13 protein-coding genes are annotated in these 18835 nt (G+C 65.9%); 5 read left to right on the top strand and 8 right to left on the bottom strand.

The genetic code is table 11. The features are described 5' to 3' along the window. The first annotated feature begins 124 nt into the window (after window positions 1-124). Window positions 125-1633 carry an MFS transporter gene (locus tag SPMU_RS04045; protein WP_245832744.1) on the top strand — a complete coding sequence of 503 codons (1509 nt, stop codon included), beginning with the start codon at window positions 125-127 and terminating at the stop codon, window positions 1631-1633. After that, window positions 1630-2658 (top strand): serine hydrolase domain-containing protein, encoded by a 1029-nt coding sequence (locus tag SPMU_RS04040; RefSeq protein ID WP_088332149.1) that lies wholly within the window; start codon window positions 1630-1632, stop codon window positions 2656-2658. The genes SPMU_RS04045 and SPMU_RS04040 overlap by 4 nt, the downstream gene beginning before the upstream one ends. A 40-nt stretch (window positions 2659-2698) precedes the next feature. Here the strand turns inward: SPMU_RS04040 and dacB are convergent, their stop codons facing one another. From dacB to SPMU_RS04005, 7 genes are all read right to left on the bottom strand, one after another. Then, a complete protein-coding gene (gene dacB, locus SPMU_RS04035) occupies window positions 2699-4147 on the bottom strand; it encodes a D-alanyl-D-alanine carboxypeptidase/D-alanyl-D-alanine endopeptidase (RefSeq protein ID WP_342746427.1) in 1449 nt (482 codons plus the stop codon). Further along, a complete protein-coding gene (locus SPMU_RS04030) occupies window positions 4144-5028 on the bottom strand; it encodes a LysR family transcriptional regulator (RefSeq protein WP_088332147.1) in 885 nt (294 codons plus the stop codon). The genes dacB and SPMU_RS04030 overlap by 4 nt, the downstream gene beginning before the upstream one ends. A 25-nt stretch (window positions 5029-5053) precedes the next feature. Further along, window positions 5054-6304, bottom strand: coding sequence for a dicarboxylate/amino acid:cation symporter (locus SPMU_RS04025; protein WP_088332145.1), 1251 nt, complete (start codon window positions 6302-6304; stop codon window positions 5054-5056). Beyond that, window positions 6301-7293, bottom strand: a complete 993-nt coding sequence (gene dgcA / locus SPMU_RS04020) for an N-acetyl-D-Glu racemase DgcA (RefSeq protein WP_088332143.1) — start codon at window positions 7291-7293, stop codon at window positions 6301-6303. The genes SPMU_RS04025 and dgcA overlap by 4 nt, the downstream gene beginning before the upstream one ends. Further along, complete coding sequence (gene dgcN, locus SPMU_RS04015) at window positions 7277-8296, bottom strand: N-acetyltransferase DgcN (protein WP_088332141.1); 1020 nt, start codon at window positions 8294-8296, stop codon at window positions 7277-7279. The genes dgcA and dgcN overlap by 17 nt, the downstream gene beginning before the upstream one ends. A 68-nt stretch (window positions 8297-8364) precedes the next feature. Further along, window positions 8365-9963: an N-acyl-D-amino-acid deacylase family protein gene (locus SPMU_RS04010; protein WP_245832742.1), complete on the bottom strand. Its 1599-nt coding sequence runs from the start codon at window positions 9961-9963 to the stop codon at window positions 8365-8367. Further along, complete coding sequence (locus tag SPMU_RS04005) at window positions 9960-12293, bottom strand: penicillin acylase family protein (protein WP_088332139.1); 2334 nt, start codon at window positions 12291-12293, stop codon at window positions 9960-9962. Before SPMU_RS04005 ends, SPMU_RS04010 begins: the two co-directional genes overlap by 4 nt. 271 nt (window positions 12294-12564) lie before the next feature. Here SPMU_RS04005 and SPMU_RS04000 point away from each other — a divergent pair, with 271 nt between their 5' ends. Beyond that, on the top strand, window positions 12565-15594 hold the full coding sequence (locus tag SPMU_RS04000; RefSeq protein ID WP_245832740.1) for a TonB-dependent receptor plug domain-containing protein: 3030 nt from the start codon (window positions 12565-12567) through the stop codon (window positions 15592-15594). Window positions 15595-15765: 171 nt separating this feature from the next. Here SPMU_RS04000 and SPMU_RS03995 read toward each other — a convergent pair whose 3' ends face one another. Next, entirely contained in the window at window positions 15766-16518 is a 753-nt protein-coding gene (locus tag SPMU_RS03995) for a CatB-related O-acetyltransferase (RefSeq protein WP_140418403.1), read from the bottom strand. 251 nt (window positions 16519-16769) lie between these two features. On the opposite strand from SPMU_RS03995, the gene SPMU_RS03990 reads away from it, so the two are divergent. Both SPMU_RS03990 and SPMU_RS03985 read left to right on the top strand, forming a co-directional pair. After that, window positions 16770-17768 (top strand): right-handed parallel beta-helix repeat-containing protein, encoded by a 999-nt coding sequence (locus SPMU_RS03990; RefSeq protein WP_169715630.1) that lies wholly within the window; start codon window positions 16770-16772, stop codon window positions 17766-17768. Further along, complete coding sequence (locus SPMU_RS03985; protein ID WP_088332131.1) at window positions 17752-18804, top strand: nodulation protein NodZ; 1053 nt, start codon at window positions 17752-17754, stop codon at window positions 18802-18804. Before SPMU_RS03990 ends, SPMU_RS03985 begins: the two co-directional genes overlap by 17 nt. The last annotated feature ends 31 nt before the right edge of the window (window positions 18805-18835 follow it).

Below are 18835 nucleotides of genomic sequence, written 5' to 3'. Positions count from 1 at the left end.
CGCCTGCGGGCACGGCCTTGCCCATATCCGCTCGTCTTTCCGGTATAACCATCAGTGATGCCATTCGCCCCCGTCGCGGCAGACGGGATTGACGCGGGCGAGCGGGCGTTGAACGATCAACGACATGACCGAACTGGCCGCCCCGGCGGCGCTCGCCGAGCCCCCTTCCGCCCCGGCCGCAATCGATCGCCGCGGCATGGCGCTCTATGGCGTCCTCGGCTTTGCCGCGGGTCATCCCTTTTACATGTTCTCCACCGTGCTCGCGCTTCGGCTGCAGGCGCATGGCGTGGCGCTAGCCGTGATCGGCTTTTTCGCCTGGGTGCAGTTGCTGCCGACGCTGAAGTTCGTGTGGGCGCCGCTGCTCGATCGCTATGCCATCCCCGGCTTCTCGCGCTTCTACGGCCAGCGGCGGGGATGGATGATGCTGGCGCAGCTCGGCATCTTCACCTCCCTCGTCGCGATGGCGCTCACCGCGGGTGACGCCCGGCTCGGCATCACGGCCCTGTTCGCCGTCCTGCTGGCCTTCTGGACCACGACGCTGGAAGTGGCCGCCGACGCCTGGCGCATCGAGCTCTACCCGTCGCAGGACGAGCAAGGCCCGATCGTCGCCGCCAATCTCTGGGGCTATCGCGGCGCCATGGTCGCGGCAGGAAGTGGCGCGCTCCTGCTGGCCGATTGGGGCGGATGGACAGCCGCCTATCTCGCCATCGCCGCCGCGGCGTTTCTCCCTTTTCCGATACTCGCGGCGATGCGGAGCAACACGCCCGGCGCACGAGACCGGCTGCCCGCGCTGGTGACGGGGGTGATCGCCAGCATCGCCATTCTCGGGGCCACCGCCGCCGCGACCGCCGCGATCGGCTGGGTCATCCTGTCGCTCGCGGCGGGCGCTGGCATCGATGCCGGCACGAACGTCACCCCATGGGTGCTCGCGTGCTGCATGCTTCCGTTCCTGCTAATGGCCGCCGCCTTGCCGCAAATCCGGCGCGCCCCGCCGCACGCGCGCATCCGCAGATCCGCACTGATCGGGCCGTATGTGGATTTCTTCTGGCGCTACGGCTTTGGCGCGTTGACGCTCATGGCCTTTGTCTCGCTGTATCGGATGGGCGACGTGCTCGCGCTCAATCTGTCCAAGCCGATGATCAGGGATCTCGGCTATTCGCTGTCGCAGATCGGGCGCGCGGATAGTGTGGTCGCGCTCGCCGCCAGCGCGCTGGGCGTCGGTCTCGCCGGCTGGATGGTCACGCGCCACGCCATGACATGGATGCTGGCGATCGGCGCCGTCGTGGCCGCGATCGGCAACTTCGGTTTTGTCTGGCTCGCGAACCAGCCCGTCAGCGAAGGCCTGCTGTACATCGCGACGGGCGCTGACCAGTTCGGCAACGGCTTCGCCGGCGCCGTGTTCGTCGTTTACCTGTCGCTGCTGGTGAACCCGCGCTTTCCCGGCGCGCAGTATGCCTTTCTGACCGGCTTTGCCTTCATGCTCCCGCGGCTGCTCTCCGGCGCCGGCGGGTCGATCGTCACTCGCATCGGCTATGACAATTTCTTCCTGCTGTCGGGCGCGCTCAGCCTGTTCGCGGTCGTGTTTCTTCCGCTGCTCGCCCAAATTCGCCCCCGATCCGAAGAGAACGCATGATCGAAACCATTGTCGAGCGCGGCTTCGCCCCCGCTGCCGCCGCGCTCGCCGCCGGCCGCATCCCCGGGGCCGCCCTGGGCATCGTCACCGCGGACGGCAGCCGTGCCGTTCGCCTGGCCGGCCTGGCACAGCGGGTTCCCGACGAAGAACCGCTCACCCGCGACCATTGGTTCGACCTTGCGTCTGTCAGCAAGGTGATCGCCACCACCACTTTCATCCTCCGGCTGGCGGATGAAGGCCGGCTCGACCTCGATCGCCCGCTCACCGATGCCATCCCTGATCTGCGCCAATATGACGTCGCCAACGCAGCCGAGCGGCGGCTCACCTTTCGCGACTGCCTCGTTCACCGCACCTTTCTTCCCGCCGTCGAGCCGATCTACACTTATGGCGGCGATCCCGCCCGACTGCGCGCCTTCGTCCTCCAGCGCGAATGGCGGCACGGCCCGCCGGTCTATTCGGATATCAACTTCATCCTCCTCGGCATCGCGATCGAGCGGCTGACCGGCGCCGGGCTTGAGGCTCAGCCGCTCGGCGCAGGGCTCAGCTGGGGCCCGCCGCCCGGTCCTGCGGTCGCAACCGAGCATTGCCAATGGCGCGGACGCGTCCTGAAGGGCGAAGTGCACGACGAGAACTGCTGGGCGATGGGCGGACGTACTGGTCACGCAGGTCTGTTCGGCACGATCGACGGCGTGCTCGATTTCGCGCACAGGCTACTGGATGGCTCGGCCGCTTCCCCGGCCATGCTGGACGCGATCCGCACCCCGGTCGAGGGCCATCGCACCGCCGGCTGGGAAATCCGCTTTCCCGGCTGGTCAGGCGGTCAGGCCTGCTCGCCCGGCACGATCGGCCACACCGGCTTCACCGGCACCGGCCTATGGATCGATTTCGATCGCGGCCTGGCCTGGACGCTGCTCACCAATCGCGTTCACCCGACCCGTCATTTCGACAGCGGCATCTTCAGCCTGCGCCCCGAAACGGGCGAGGCCGTTATCGGAGCGTTCGAGGCCGAAAGCGGCCAGAGGTAGGCCGCAGGCATGCCGCCCGTCCGCGCGAAAAGGCCGCCGCTCAATGCGCCTCGGCGACCGCCACGAGCGCCGCATCAAGCGCCGCAGTGGCGCTGACATCCCCCGGCATATCGTTGGCATAAGCCGCAAAAGTGAACGTCCGGCCGCTCTTGGTCAGGAAATAGCCGGCCAGCGCGTTGGACGCGTTCAGCGATCCGGTCTTCGCAAAAAGCCGTCCTTCCAATGACGTAGCCTTGAACCGGTTGCGCAGCGTCCCGTCGGTGCCCGCGATCGGAAACGTCCCCCGCCACGCCGCGCCCCACGGCTGCTCCGCGCCCCAGCGCAGCAATGTCACGCTGGCCCGCGGCGTCACCCGATTATAGTTCGACATCCCCGAACCATCGCCGAAATCATACTGCCACCGTGCAATTCCGGCCCGCTGAAGCACCGCGTCCATCGCCGCATGGCCGTCCGCCACCGATCCGCTTCCCGAGACCGCGCCGAGACGCCGCAGCAGCAATTCGGTATGCAGATTCTGGCTCACCTTGTTGGTGTGCACGAGGTCCTCGATAAGCGGCGCGGGGGTCAGCTTCGCCAGCACCGGCCCCACCGGCGGCTTCGCCGCAGGCGCATTGCCCCGCACCGACGGATCGTCGGCAGACATCAGCGGCCGGTGCCGCACGCCCACCTGCCCCGTCACGCGCACCCCAGCGGCGCGGAGCATGTCGGCAAAGCGCCACGCTGCGCGGTGCGCCGGATCATCGATGCCGAGCCGCACCTCGTATGGCGGCGCGTCAGCCGGGATCGTACCGGTCAGCCGCAGCAAATCGCTCCCCGGCTCGCGAATATAGCCGATCGAACGCTTGCCCCCGGCGGGCACGACGGTGACCCGGTTGTCGATCCGGTAATATCCGTCGCCGGTCACCTCAGCCGCAACACCCGCGCGAACCGGGCGGACCGTCACTGCCACCTCATTGTCGTCCACCGTCAGCGCCGAGATGCCGGTTCCGTATTTCCCGACCATGTTGTTCCAGCTCATTCCGGCCGGCCAGCGCTCGTCGGGAAAGGCGCTATCATCGCCGATCACGTCGCCCACCACCTTCGTCTCGCGTGCCACTGCGCTGACGAGCGTTGCGAGGCAGTCGCTGCTGCAATCCGCTGCGCTGGAGAGCCGCGCATCACCGGCGCCGACCACCACCACGTCGCGAAGCGCCCCTCGCTGCTCCAGCCGCACACTGGCGCCGGCAGCTGTGTCAGGTGCATTTGTCTCCAGCAACGCAAAGGCGGCCGCTGTCGTAAAAAGCTTGGTATTGGACGCGGGAACAAAGCGTTCGTCCGGCCGAACGGCCAGCACCTCTCGCCCCGCCTCATCCACCACCAGCAAGCCGATCCGCGTCCCCGTTGCCGCGCGCCCGAGCGCCTCTTCAACCGCGACAGCGAGAGCGGGCGGAGGCGGCGAGGGTGCCTCTGCCGCAACGGCAGCCAGCAACGGCAGCAGGATCAGCATCATTCCCGATCAATCTCCTCTCTCAGCGTTGCCAGAAACTCGCTCGCCAGCGCCGATGGGGGCCGATCGAGCAAATGGATGGCGTGAACGTCGAACGTCAGCGATGGCTTGAGCGGCCGCATCGACAGCCCCGATGCCAGCCACGCCTCGGCCGTGAAGCTGTCGACCACGGTGACGCCAACGCCAGCCCGCACCAGCGCCGCGGCGATATAGAAGGTGCGGGCAACCACCACTTCATCCAGCACGATGCCGAGCCGGTCCAACTCGTCGGTCAACAGCGTGCCGATCGGACCACTTCCGGCGAGCGAGATGAAGCGCCGGTTGGCCAGTTCGGCCAACTCCACGCGCGCCGGCGCGTCCGGCATTTCGGGTTCGCGGTACAGCACGACCAACTCGCCCTCGCCCAGCCAGGTATGGCTCAGCGCAGCGCCGCGCGGCGGCTCGCTGGCGACGGCGATGTCAGTCTCGCGCTCGTACAGCTTGCGCAGCAGGTCGTCGTGGTGGACGGTCTGAAGATCGAAATGGACGTCGGGATGCCGCTCGAGGAACCGCGAGACTGCTGCGGGCAGCACGCTCAGCGCAAGACTGGGCAGCGCGGAAATACGCAGTCGACCGCCGCCGCCAGTACGCATGTTGCGCCCCGCCTCGCGCAGCGCGCGCACGCGCTCCTGGATCTCCGCCACGTCCGCGAAGAGATTGTGTGCATCCTCGGTCGGAACCAGCCGCCCGCCGACCCGCTGAAACAGGTCAAAGCCTAGCAGCGTCTCGGCATGCCGCAAGGTCTTGGAGACCGAGGGCTGCGACACGTTGAGCGCACGCGCGGCGGCAGAGACGGAGCCGTTGACGTATACGGCATGGAAGATTTCGATATGGCGCAGGTTCACGGCCGAAATCCTAGCGCCGCCGCCGTCACTCTACCACCCGCCCACGGAACCGCGCCTCGTCCAATGCCGATTCCGCATGTGCCACCAACGTCGCCACCGTCAGATTGGCCGATGCCGAAGGCACCGTCCGCGTCATGTCGAGCAGCCGGTCGAAGGGCAGCACCAGGCCCACCACCAGCGCCGTCTGCTCCGGCGCGACGCCCACCGCCGAAAGCATCGCCGCCAGCATGAAGAGCGACGCCGACGGCACCGGCGCAGTCCCGAACGCGGCCAGTGCGCCGGTCGCCAGCATGACGACCAGCATCTGCGCGTCCGGTATGACGCCGAGTGCCTGGAGCGCGAACTGCCCCAGCAGTCCGACGTACATCGCCGTGCCGTCCTTCCCGATCGCCGCGCCGAGTGGCAGCACGGTGGAAGCGACCGGCCGCGCCACGCCCAGATTATCGTGCGCCACCCGGAGCGCGACGGGCAAGGTGGCGGAAGAGGACGCCGTCGAGAAAGCGATCGCCAGCGCGTCCACGATCCCGCGGAAGAAGCGCACCACCGGCAGCCGCGCGACCAGCGCGATCAGACCCGCGTGGACCACCAACATCTGCGCCAGCGACCCCACGATCACGCAAAGCGCCAGCCAGCCGACATTGACGAACACCGCCGCGCCGTTCGCCGCCACCGCATTGGCGATCAGCGCAAAAACGCCAAAGGGCGTCGCTTCCATCACGATCCGCACGATATGCATCAGCACCGCGGCAAGGCCCTGCAGTAGCGCCACCACCGGCTTTCCCGCCTCGCCCGCCAGCACGCTGCCGATGCCCAGCAGTATGGCGGTGAAGATGATCGCCAGCATGTCGCCCTTGGCGAGCGCCTCGATGATGTTGGCCGGCACGATCGACAGCAACTGGTCGCTGGGCGACACTGCCGCTCCAAGAACATGCGGCGCCACGCCGGCCAGCGCGATCCCCTCGCCCGGCCGCACGAGCAATCCTACGCCCATGCCCAGCGATACCGCGATCAGCGTCGTGAACGCGAACAGCCCGATCGTGCGCCCGCCGATCGGCCCCAGCCGACGCGGGTCTCCCAGGCCGGCGATTCCAGCGGCAATGGTGATCAGCACCACGGGCACGACCAGCATCTTGATCAGGCGGACGAACAAGTCGCCGATGATCTTCACCGCCGGCGCTGCGTCAGGCCAGACCGCGCCAAGCAGCGCACCGAGCACGAGCCCGGCCACCACCCGCTTCCACAAAGTTATCGCGAACCATCCACGCAGGATGGTCACGCCGGCGTTCCCCAGAAACCAGGCGCGGCAGGCTGCATCCAACCCGCCTCGTCGCGCACGCCGCCCTCGCGGTCGTTGGCGAGCCACAATGGCCCATCCAGATCGACAAACGACGCGCGCTCCGCGACCAGCATCGCCGGCGCGATGCCCAGCGAAGAGGAAACCATACAGCCCACCATCAAACCAAAGCCTATTCCGAGCGCCGCATCGGCGAGCGCCAGCGCTTCGGTCAGACCGCCGGTCTTGTCGAGCTTGATGTTGACGTAATCGTACCGCCCACGGAGGCGCGGGAGGTCCGCGCGCGTGTGAAGCGCCTCGTCGGCACAGATCGGGATACGGCTGCCAAGGCCCTCCAGTCCCTCATCGTCATCCGCCGGCACCGGCTGCTCCAGCAGATCCACACGGTACTGCAGCAGCAGATCCTGCCAGCGCACGACATCCTCCACCCGCCAGCTCTCGTTCGGGTCGACGATCAGCCGCGGCGCAGGCGCCGCCGCGCGCACCGCGGCAAGCTGCGCTTCCGCCTCTTCACGGTTGACCTTCACCTTGAGCAGCGGAACCGACGCGTGTCGCTGTGCGACCGCCGCCATTGCGCCTGGCGTATCGATGCCGATGGTGATGGCGGACGCGAGCGGCTGGGGCGCGGCGCGACACGCCAGCGCCGCGACACTCGTGCCCGCCAACCTGGCCTCAAGATCCCACAGCGCGCAGTCCACGGCGTTGCGCGCCGCGCCGGCCGGCATCGCGGCCGCGAGTTCCTCGCGCGAGGCGCCGCTCTCGATTAGCGCCCGCACGCTCTCGATCGCAGCCAGCGAACCCTCAACCGTTTCGCCGTAGCGCGGGTAAGGCACGCCTTCGCCGCGTCCAACATGCTCGCCCTGCCGCAATGTTACGGTCACCACGTCGGCCACCGTCTTCACGCCGCGCGAGATGCGAAACGGAGTGCTCAGCGGGAAGCCGTCGTGGCGAGCGTCAAGCGTACGCGACATTGGCCGTCAGCAGATGATCAATGATCGCCTCGGCACCGAAGCGGAACGGATCGGTGCACGGCAGGTTATGCTCGTCGGCCGTCACCTCAAGCAATCGGCGGGCCTCATCCTCACCCAGTTTGGCGGTGTTGAGCGCGATCCCGACGAAGCGCACGTCCGGGCTGGTCAACCGCGCGACCCGCAGGTTCGCGTCGATGCACTCTGCAAGGTCTACTAGTGGATAATGCGGTAGGCCGCGCATGTGCGGACGGGTCGGATCATGGCACATCACCAACGCCTCGGCCTGAGCGCCGTGGAGCAGCCCGGTGGACACGCCCGCAAAGGCCGGGTGGAACAGTGATCCCTGGCCTTCGATCAAGTCCCAGCCATCATCGGTCCGCGCCGGCGCCAGATCCTCGATCGCACCAGCAATAAAGTCCGCCACCACCGCATCGAGCGGCACGCCGTCTCCTGCGATCAGGATGCCGGTCTGCCCGGTGGCCCGGAAATCGGCCGCCACACCACGATCCCGCAGCGCGTCACGCAGACACAGGGTCGTGTACATCTTGCCCACCGAACAATCGGTGCCAACCGTCAACAGCCGCTTGCCCGCGCGCTTCTTGCCATTTCCGACCGGCAGGTCCGGGCGCGGATCGCGCACGTCGAACAGCTGAACGCCAGCTGCCTTGGCCGCCTCCACCAGGCGCGGCTCGTCCTTCAGCCGCTGGTGGAGCCCGCACGCCAGGTTCATCCCCGCCGCAATCGCTGCGAGTGCATCTGCCATCATCCACTCGGGAAAGCGGCCACCTGCATTGGCGATGCCGAGCACCAGCGTCTTCGCGCCGGCTGCGGCCCCGGCAGCCGCATCCATGCGCGGCAGGTCGAAGCTGAAGGGGCAGTCGTCGTGCCGCCACTCCCCGACGCAATCATCGCGTCGAAACGTGGCTAGGCCGCGTGAAGTCTTGAGGCCGAATTCGTCGTCCGAATGGCCGAGGTACAGCAGATATGGTGCCGGAATGGTCATAGTCGGACGATAGATGGGGCCGGCGGCGACCCGCCAATCGCGCTCGCAGCTTTGCCTATAACGCAAAGCTATTGCTCGCAATGCGCCGGCCGAGGACGCAGCAGGGCGCGCCCCGCCGCAACGCCGGTCACGGCACCGTCTCTCAGTGCGAGCTTGCCGTTGACAAACAAGGCTTTCACACCCGCGCTCGGTTCGCGTGGCCGGATGTAGTCCGCGCGCGGTGCATATCCGGCGGGATCGAACACCACGACGTCGGCAAATGCCCCGGGCTTGAGATATCCGCGGCCGCTGATGCGGTACATGTCCGCGGTCGCACCGGTAGACCGACGGATGAACTGCGCCATCGTGATCACCGGCCGCTTCACGACATAATCCTGGTACAGCTTCGGAAAGGTCGCATATTGCCGGGGGTGCCCGTTCGACCCGTCGGACGATGTCACCACCCATGGCTGCTTCATGATCAGGTCGACATCGCGCTCCGCCATGTTGAAGCTTGCGACCCCCGCACCCGCGGGATCGGTGTCCTTGGCGTTGGCAACGCGCAGGATGCGGATCGCGGCGTCGATTGGGTCCAGCTTCCAAGTCGCCGCCATCTGCGCCAGCGTCTTGCCGGTCCACGGCTGCCCCTGCGAGATCAGCAGCAGCGACTCCGCCCCGCCCCGCCGCCGCAGATTCTCGCGCACCTCCGTCCTTATCCGCGCCATCGTCGCCGGCGTGTCGAACCGCTTGATCATCGCCTGATAGCCGCCATCCACCGCCCAGGCCGGCACCAGCGAGGCATCGACGCTCGATCCGGAGGCAAGCCACGGATACTGGTCGGCGGTCACGTCCTGCCCGGCTGCGCGCGCTTTCTCGATCGTGCGGATCAGCTCGGGCGCTTTGCCATGCAGATCGACGCCCAGCGCTTTCAGGTGCGCGAAATGCACCGGCGCCCCCGCACGCCGCCCGATCTCGATCGCTTCCTTGGTGGAGGCGATTAGCCCGATATTGTAGTTCGATTCATCCCGCTGGTGGCTGTCATACATGCCGCCCCGCTTTCCGACCTCCGCCGCCACGGCAGCAACTTCGTCAGTCTTCGCGAAGCTCTGGGGCGGGTAGAACAGGCCAGCCGACAGGCCGTAGGCGCCCTCGCACATCGCCTTGGCGGCAAGCCGCTTTTCCTCTGCCAGCTCAGCCGGAGTGGGCGCGCGATCTGCCTTGCCCAGCACGCGCTGACGGATGCCGCCGAAGCCGACGAACGGCGCCACGTTGGTGCCGATCCCACTCGCTTCCAGCTTGCGCGCGTCGTCCCTCACATCGGGCGTGCCATAACCGTCGACGCCGATCACGATCGTCGACACTCCCTGCGCAAGCCACGGCAGGTTTAGCCGTGCCTTGGGATCGGCCGACCGGATATAGCTGTCAGGATGCGTATGCGCGTCGATGAAGCCCGGCGCCACGATCTGCCCCTTAGCGTCCACGATCTGCCCTGCGCGCGTTCCGCGGCTCGGGCCGACATAGACGATGCGGTCACCGGCGATCTCCACGTCGCCGGTGATCGGTGGCGTGTCCGCGCCGGTGTAGACCGTCCCACCGCGTATCACCACATCCACCTTCGGACTGTCCGCCGCGCCAATGATCAGTAGTGACGTCAACGCCACGCCCGCGCGCAACGTGCCGCGGATCACTTGCGCCGCCCCTTTGGCATCAGCGTCGCGCGGCCGATTGCCACCGCATCCACCGCGGCGCGGCTGAACGGCATCGGCTGCATCTCGCCCCGGATCCAGGGCGCATATTGATCGCGGTAGTGCGGGGAGCGTGGATCATTGGATTGCCCCGGCAGGTTCAGCATCACCGATTTATCCCAATCCCCGACGTCGATCACGTGAAGGTAGCTCGCGCCTCCGCCCGTACGCCAGCTTGGCCCATTGCCCAGCCACCGCGCCATGACGGTATAGCTGTCGCCGCCCGATCCCTCGCCTTCGATCGCGGGGAAGGCAGCAGCAATCGCCGGAATGCTCGACAGCGGATGCGCGATCCGCACCTGATGCAGCGTGCCCCAGCGCCAGGCGGCGGGATCAGGTCCGAACAACCGCTGCGCCTCCGTCCATCCGCTCGCCAGCGCCTGTTCCACCATTGCTGGTCGGCTCGCGGCCCGGCGAAGCAGCTCGGACGGCGCGATCTCATCCACCAGGTCCTTCGCCTGCTCAGGAACGATCGCCGCCAGCATTCGCTTGCCAAGATCGCGCCAGACGATCTCGTACAGCGCCGCCGCGCCGCTATCCTTCTCGACCCGAGCATTCCACGCGGACAGCATCCGCACAGCGGGCGCCGCGCTCGCCGACGGCTTCTTGGGCAGCAGCGCCAGGAACTGCTTGGCCGGCGTCGAGACCGTGTCGAACTGCAAGGCCACGCTGTCCGCCACCGTATGGCGCGGCTGCGACGCCAGCACCTCGGCCACCCGCTCGTAACGGTACGGATCGCGGAAGGAGAAGGCCGGAATCCGATCGCGCGGCCAATTGTCGGGCAGGTTGTTCTGATTGGCAGACGCGAACCAGCCCCTCGCAGGATTGAACTCGCTCGGCAGCGCCCTGAAATCACGATAGCCGTTCCAGTCATAGCGGCCGTCGCCAGGCACGGGCATCAGCCCGTCGCCCTTCTTGCGCTGCGGAACGAAGCCGATCACCTGCCACCCGTGATTCCCGTCCACGTCGGCATAATGGAGGTTCGTCGGCGATGGATGCAGCTTGAACGCTTCCTTCAGGCCGTTCCAGTCTCGCGACAGGTTGATTGCCACCATCGCGAACGAACCCGAGCCGCCCGGCTGCATCCCGATCGAGCCGAGCACCGTCGCCCGCCGCTTTGCCGGATCGTGCATGACAACCGGGCCATGCACGGCGTAGCGCAGCACGACCCTCTGCGGCTGGCCGTCCTTTACGGCGAGCGTTTCCTCGTGCCGCTCGAACCGTTTCCACCCGCCCCCATGCCGATACCGTTCGGGATCGTTCGGATCGAGCTCAAGCACGAACAGATCCTGCTGATCGATATGGAAGTTCGTCCGGCCAAAGGCGAAGCGGTCGGTATGCCCCTGCATGATGCCGGGCAGTCCAGGGGCACCGCCACCGATCACGTCGAGGCCCGGCGCGGTCAGATGGGCGACATGCCGCGGCCCGAAGCCGCCGATGCCCAGATGGGGATCGTTCGCCAGGATCGGCCGCCCGGTCGCCGTGCGGCTTCCCGCGACGGTCCACGCGTTCGAGCCCGCCTGCGATCGATCAAGCTGCTCGTCCGGGTCGCGCGTCGGCGTGTCCGGCCCGAACGGCAGACGGCCGAGTTGAAGGACACCCAAATCGTTGTCAGTCACAGCCGCGGCGTCGAGCCCGTCGGGTACTTGCAGCTTCCAAGCCGGCCGAAGCGGCGCGACCACGGCATCCAGTTCCAACAGCCCCAGCCCCGCCAGCTTCGCCCGCCGGATTTCGTCATCGGCATTGCCGATCGAACTGCCACGCGCGCGCACCAAATCGCGAATGTCCCAGCGCAGCGGCATGACGCCAAGGATGCGATACTCGAGCGGCAACTGCGCGGGATCACGCTCGACCTCCGCGATCCGCGCATTGATGCCCGCGATATAGCCCGCCACGCAGTCCCGTACCTCTTGCGGCACCTGCGCGAGCTCGGCATCGAGATTGCCGCGAAAATGAAACAGCCGCGCCACCGCATCGTGCTTCGCGAAATCGGCGCCAAACGCCTCCGCCATTCGCCCCAACTCGCGGCGATGCGCAAAATCGATCTGGAACAGGCGGTCGCGCGCGACGACATAGCCTTGGCCAAAGAAGGCGTCCGCCTTTGTTTGCGCCCGGATGTGCGGCACGCCCCAGCGATCGTCGATGATCTCGATCGGCGCGGACAGGCCCTCGACGGTGCGTGGCCCGGCTGTGGCCAAGGATTGCCCGCGACATGCAACGGATACGAGCGCCGTCGCCGCGGAGCCGAGCAGGAACAGGCGCCGGTCGAGCATAGCTATCCTTTCGTCATGGGTCCCGCCGCAGGCTAACCTTCGCGCGAGCAGTGCGTCCATGACAAGCACGCCCAACCTCATAGAAAGCGGTTATGCGAAGGCGCACATGCCCTGCCCATATGCGCGATCTATGGATCGACAAACAAACGTAGGCCGATCGCCTCTTGACGCCTTTCGGCCCGTACCGGCACGTTCCACAGTAACGGCGATCTGCGACAACGGCATGACGCGCGGGTTGGTTCAGGGTTCAAGAGCTTTCGGGGGACGGCACATGCGTGATATTTTCTTGTCTAGGACAATGCTCGGCACGACGGGGCTGATCGCCCTGGCCGCGGGGCTTGCCGCGCCGGCTCAGGCTCAAACGCAGCCATCAAACACCGCCACCGCGCAGATCGGCGATCCCGCGCCGGGCACCAGCGACGACAGCAATGGCCCCGACGTAGTTGTCACCGGAACGCGCATCGTGCGCGATGGCTTCCAAGCGCCGACGCCGCTTACGGTGCTGACGCAGGAGGAGATCCAGAACTCCTCCCCTTCGAACAATATCGCAGACTTCGTGAACCAGTTGCCGGCCCTTGCCGGCTCCACGCGCCCCGCCAATTCGCGCCTGAACCTCTCCAGTGGGCAGGCGGGCATCAATGCGCTCAACCTGCGTAACCTCAATGAGTCGCGCACCCTGGTGCTGCTCGACGGCCGCCGCTCGGTCGCGTCGACGGTTACTGGTCTTGTGGACGTGAACACGATCCCGCAGGCGCTGGTGAAGAGCGTTGAGGTCGTGACCGGCGGCGCCTCCTCCGCTTACGGGTCGGACGCGGTTGCCGGCGTGGTCAACTTCGTTCTCGACAAGAAATATACCGGCCTCAAGGTTGCGATCGACAGCGGCATCACCGGTGAGGGCGATGGCGCCAATTACTCCTTCGGCGTGACCGGCGGCCTCGCCTGGGGCAGCGAGGGTCGCGGCCACTTCCTTGTGAACGCCGAGCTCGCGCATCGCGACGGCATCTTTGACATCGATCGGGAATGGAACGCCACCGGCTTTGTCCGCATCCAGGATCCGAACTGGACGGCGACGAGCACTACGCCGCAATTCCTTATCCGCCGTCAGGTGGGCGCCGCGAGCTCCACGCCCGGCGGCATCATCACGGCGTCGACCGGAACGCGCCCGAACCAGCTTCGCGGCACCTATTTCGGATACAATGGCGCGGTTCAGCAATATCAGTTCGGCGCCCTCACCTTCCCGTCGCCGACCGGCACGGCACCGCCTTCGCTGACACAGGGTGGCAGCTGGCAAGTGAACGACACCGGGCGCCGGATCGGCCTTGATCCACGTGACGATCGCCGCGGGCTGTTCGCCCGTGCAAGCTATGAGATCGCCGATGATATCGAGGTTTTCGCTGAGGGTTCGTACAATTGGCAGCAGGTGTTCTTCAACGCCGGCCCGAACCTCGCCACCGGCGTCGCGCTGAACGCCACTGGCTGCACCACCGTGCCGGTGCCGGTGACCTGCAATGCCTTCCTGTACAACACGCTTGGGCCGGCAGCGCTCACCGGCGTGACCGGCGTCACCATCGGCACGTCGGCAGCTGACCTGCCCTTCCGCGCCGCCGACAACAAGCGTGAGGTACAGCGCTACGCCATCGGCGCCGAAGGCACCGCAGAGGTATTCGGCAAGAACGCGGTCTGGAACATCTACGGTCAATATGGCCGCGCCGATCTGCGCCAGCAGCTGCGCAACATCATGAACATCGCCCGCATGAACAATGCGACCGCGGCTGCCTTTGCCCCGGCCGGCAGCGGCTATGCCGCCGGCTCGATCCAGTGCCTGATCAACGTTGATACGGTCGCGACGAATAATGATGCGGCCTGCGTTCCGCTAAACCGTCTGGGCACCGGCGTCGCAAGCCCCGCCGCTCTCGCCTATGTTTTGGGCGATCCTTACCGCGAGGAAGTAATCGAGCAGTACAATGCTGCCTTCAACGTCTCGGTCACGCCGTTCCGCACCTGGGCCGGGGATGTCAGCATCGCGACAGGCGCGGAATATCGCGAAGAAAAGATCCGCGGCTTCGTTCCCACGCAGTTCCAACCTGCCATCGGCGTTAATGCACAGGGCCGACCCACTACGTCGAACGCCTGGTCGGTTGGCAATTACCTGCCGACCAACGGCAGCTATAATGTGAAGGAAGTCTACCTCGAAACGGTGGTGCCGCTCGGTTTCGGGCTTGAGTTCAACGGCGCGGTCCGCGCCACCGATTACTCAACAGCCGGCTATGTCACGACTTGGAAAGCCGGCGCGACATGGCAGCCGATAGACGATTTCCGCGTTCGGGTGACGCGCTCGCGAGACATTCGCGCGCCTAACCTTAACGAGCTCTATCAGGGCGGCGCGGCGAATAGCGACTCGGTGCGCAACCCTGCTTACACCACGGACGGGGCAAACGGCCCCGCATCCTTCGGCTATTCGGGTTTCGTGACGGGCAATACCAATCTGCGCGTGGAAAAGTCCGACTCGTGGAACGCGGGCGTGGTGCTGACGCCGCGCTTCCTGCCCGGCTTCGCACTATCGGCCGATTACTTCGACATCCAGATCGACGATGGCATCGCGGTCTTCAGCGCACAAAGCATCTTCGATCTGTGCTTCAATGGAAATCAGGCTCTGTGCAACGCCATTTCAGACGACCCCACGCGTTCAACACCCGGCCAGCCGTATAAGCTGGTCCGCAACGCGCCGTTCAACGCCGCTCGCCAGACGGTCCGCGGTGTCGACATCGACGCGTCGTACCGCGTCCCGCTCAGCCGCTTCTTTGCTGATTCTGCCGGCAACTTTACGCTTCGCGGCGTCGCGACGCGCTATATCGACAATATCCTCGATACCGGCGTGCCGGGCGCCGCGATCACCAACACCGTCGGCGTGAACGGCGGGCAGGCCAGCACGCCCAAGTGGATCTACCGGGCCAGCGTAACCTATGACACGCCGGACTTCGCGATCACCGCCGTGGGTCGCGGAATCAGCGCCGGGAAATATGTGGCGAACGGCATCGAGTGCACCTCGGGTTGCCCGCTCTCCACTCCCAACGCGCCTACCTATGACAACAACCGGGTCTCCGGCCTGTTCTATGCCGACCTCAATCTGACGCAGAAGGTGACGTTCGGAGACGCAAATGCGCAGTTCTTCATCAACGTGACGAACATCTTTGATCGCTGGCCGCTCCTGCTGCCAGAGACGGGGCTCGCCGCAAACAGCACCTATTCGGATCTGCTCGGCCGTCAGTTCCGCGTCGGGCTGCGGATGGAAACGCGATAAGCGCTGCTCCGGGGCGAGCGGAAACGCTCGCCCCCCTCGGGCAGTTTCGAACCGCTATGAGTTGAAAATCCGTTCGTATTGAGCTTGTCGAAGTGCGTGCCCTAAGGGGAGGCGCTTGCCGCACGGCCTCGACAGGTTCAGGGCGCACGGCTCAAGGTCATCTAAACAGCTTTAACTGCGCGAAACGCCGCCCGTTTCATCGGGCGCTTCATGACGCAGGGTCGAGCAGCGAGAGTCAGCTCCTCCGCTACCGCGCAGTTGCTCGCACCGCGCCAGTAGGCCGGCCGCGCTCTGTTCCGTCAGTGCTTCAAACAGCAGCGGACGCCATCCGGAAACGGTTTCCAGGTCAAACTCCCACCACTGCGATTGCGCGACCATTTCGGCGATCGGCTCGGGAAAGCGCGCCCGCAGCATTCGCGCCGGCACGCCGCCCATGATGGCAAACGGCGGCACGTCGCGGGTCACCACGGCGCCTGCCGCCAGTACCGCTCCATCGCCGATGCTTCGGCAACCGCTCAGGATGGTGACTCGGTCTCCGATCCACACGTCGTGGCCAATACTGAGCGGATTATCCTCGTCCAGCCCAATCGTGTCACGCGGCACCAGCCCGAGCTTCGCATTGTAAAAGAACGGGTGCTGGGTCACCCGCTCGATCGGATGATCCCGCCGCCGGACGATCAGTTCCTGCCCAACGGAGCACCACCGGCCCACCGCTGAGCCCCGCGGCAGCACGCCAGGCCGCAAGATCGCACCATAGGAATAGTCGCCAATCGTCACGCCGTGATGCAGCCGCAAGAGCCACCGGAGCCGGACCGACCGCATCTCGCCCCCGTCCCAGCGGCGCATCAACCGGAGAACCCTGCCGCGCAGCCGACCCGCCGCATAAAGCCGCTCCAGCATTGTTGATAGCACCCCCGTGATCACACCTCTCTCCTGTCTGATTGCCGCGCGAACCGAGGCTGGTCCATTTCTGCGCCAACTGTTCCCGCAGCACCTGCCGTGCGCGGTATCTGGGGTGGTGCAGCATCACGCCGCGGGGGACCATGCCGATCACTTCAACTCGCTCCGTTTCGGCCGCAGTTGCGCTATGTGCCGCGGCATTCTTTGCCGCTTCAGCGGTGCCAGCGCCCTCAGCGGCGAGGCACGTCATCGTACGCAACTCGCCACAGCTAGTGTTGGCCCTCCGCCACGCGCATGGCGGACAACGCATCCTGCTGGCGCCGGGCGATTACGCTCCCTTTGCCCTGCGCGGCATCGCGCCGGCATCGGAGGTGGTCATCACCTCACAGGATCCCGCACGCCGCGCGACATTGACGGGCGTCAACCTACGCGGCGGCGCAAACCTCACGTTCCGGAACCTCGTTCTGCGCGGATCCGGCAAGGCGGTGCAGGAAGATTTCCTGTTTCACGGCACGCGCAATCTGACAATCAGTCATGTCCTCGCCAGCGGCCGGGCGGGTCCGGCCGGGCTTGCCGAAGACAAGATCATGCAATTACGCGATTGCACGAACGCCGCGATCACCCGCTCTGAATTCACCAATGCGGTCATCGGCGTGTCCCTTCTCGACACCAACGGCGTGGCCGTAACATCAAGCTATTTCCACGGCCTGCGCATGGATGCGGTTCGCGGCGGCGGAAATTCCAACGTGGTGATCGCCTACAACTACATCACTGGCCTCAGCCCGAACGCAGCCGATCATCCCGACGGCATTCAGTTCTGGACCAGTCGTCAGAAGGCTGCCGCGCACGACATCAAGATCATCGGCAATGTCATCCACCGCGGCCGCGGGGAGCCCATGCAGGGCATCTTCATGCGCGATGAAACAGACAATCTCCCGTACAGGAACGTCCTGCTTCAGGATAACATCGTCGTCGGCGGCATGTTCAACGGGATCGCCGTTCTTTCCGACACCTCATCGCTTACCCTGAACAACAACACCGTTGCCGCTTATCCCGATCAGAAGAGCTGGATACGGGTCAACAGTCACGCCCGGCTCAGCAACAACACAGCGCCGATCTATCTCGTCGGTAATAAGCGCGTCAGGGCATTGGGCAGCAATCAGGTGGTGCCGGCCCGCTCGGACGACGGTGCGGCCGCACTCAAGACTTGGGCAGCCGGCCGCGCCCTCAATCGTTACAGCGAAAGTCTCCGCCGCCATGTCGATAGCCTCTGACGCCCGCCCATCCGCGCGGCTGACGCCCGCGAACGACACGTCGCCAGCAGCGGTGAGCAACACGCCGCAGGCTGATACGCGCATACTGTTGATCAAGGCAAAGGGCGGGCTGGGCAACCGGATGCTTGCCGCCGTCACCGGTGTGATCCTGGCGCAACTCAGCGACCGAACGCCCGTGATCGATTGGCGGGACGGTTTGTACGTACCGGAGGGTACCAACCTCTACCCGCTGCTATTCCGCGATCCCACCGGCATCGATCCCGCCCTCTTTGATGATAGCCGATCGGTAGCACCCGCGCTCTGGGCTGGGCGCTTGGCCGAGCAACCGGTCAGCATCATCGCCCGCCATTTCCCGACTAAGCACTCCAGCCCCTTCATCTACCGGCGTCTCTCCGTCCCCCTATCGGGTGCCGATCCCGTTGAGCCGGTCGGCGTCTTCTGGTCCTATCTGCCCAAGCTTGCCCGTCTCCGCTCCCGCCTGCGCGCTGATCGCCGGTTTGACGAGCGAAACCCGGACGTCATCACCCAGGATATGCTGCACCGCTATTTCACCCCCAATGATCGGGTGCGGCAGACGATCGGTCACCTTTTCGCCGGCCGGCGGCGGCCGGTCATCGGCGTCCACATCCGTTTCACGGATCGCAAGGTGCCGCTTGCCAAGATCGAGCGCGCGCTCACCCGGCTGCGCGCGCGCTCGCCTGCCAGCGACATTTTCCTCGCGACGGACAGTGCCGAGGCGCAGAACTATTTAACCGCCCGCTTCAAGCGCGTGTTCACGATCGACAAGCAGTTGGTGAAGGACGGACAAGCGCTTCATTACGCCGGAACCCAGATGGCCGATCCGGTTCGGGAGGCCGAGAATGCCGTTATCGACATGTTCGCGCTCGCGGCATGCGATTGGTTGATCCACTCGCGCCACTCGACGTTCTCGGTCGCCGCTAGCCTGATCGGCGGCATTCCCGCCAAGCGTCAAATCGACGTGGACCGCTTCAATCTGAAGGTAATTGTCAAACGCTGGTTCCAGGCCTTTGCCTGATCAGCGCGCCACTTCGAATAGAAGACGTATC

It is taken from the genome of Sphingomonas mucosissima (genome assembly GCF_002197665.1).
GTDB lineage: Bacteria > Pseudomonadota > Alphaproteobacteria > Sphingomonadales > Sphingomonadaceae > Sphingomonas > Sphingomonas mucosissima.
Note: the sequence above shows the minus strand (reverse complement) of the source record. Positions and strands in the feature narration are given on the sequence as shown.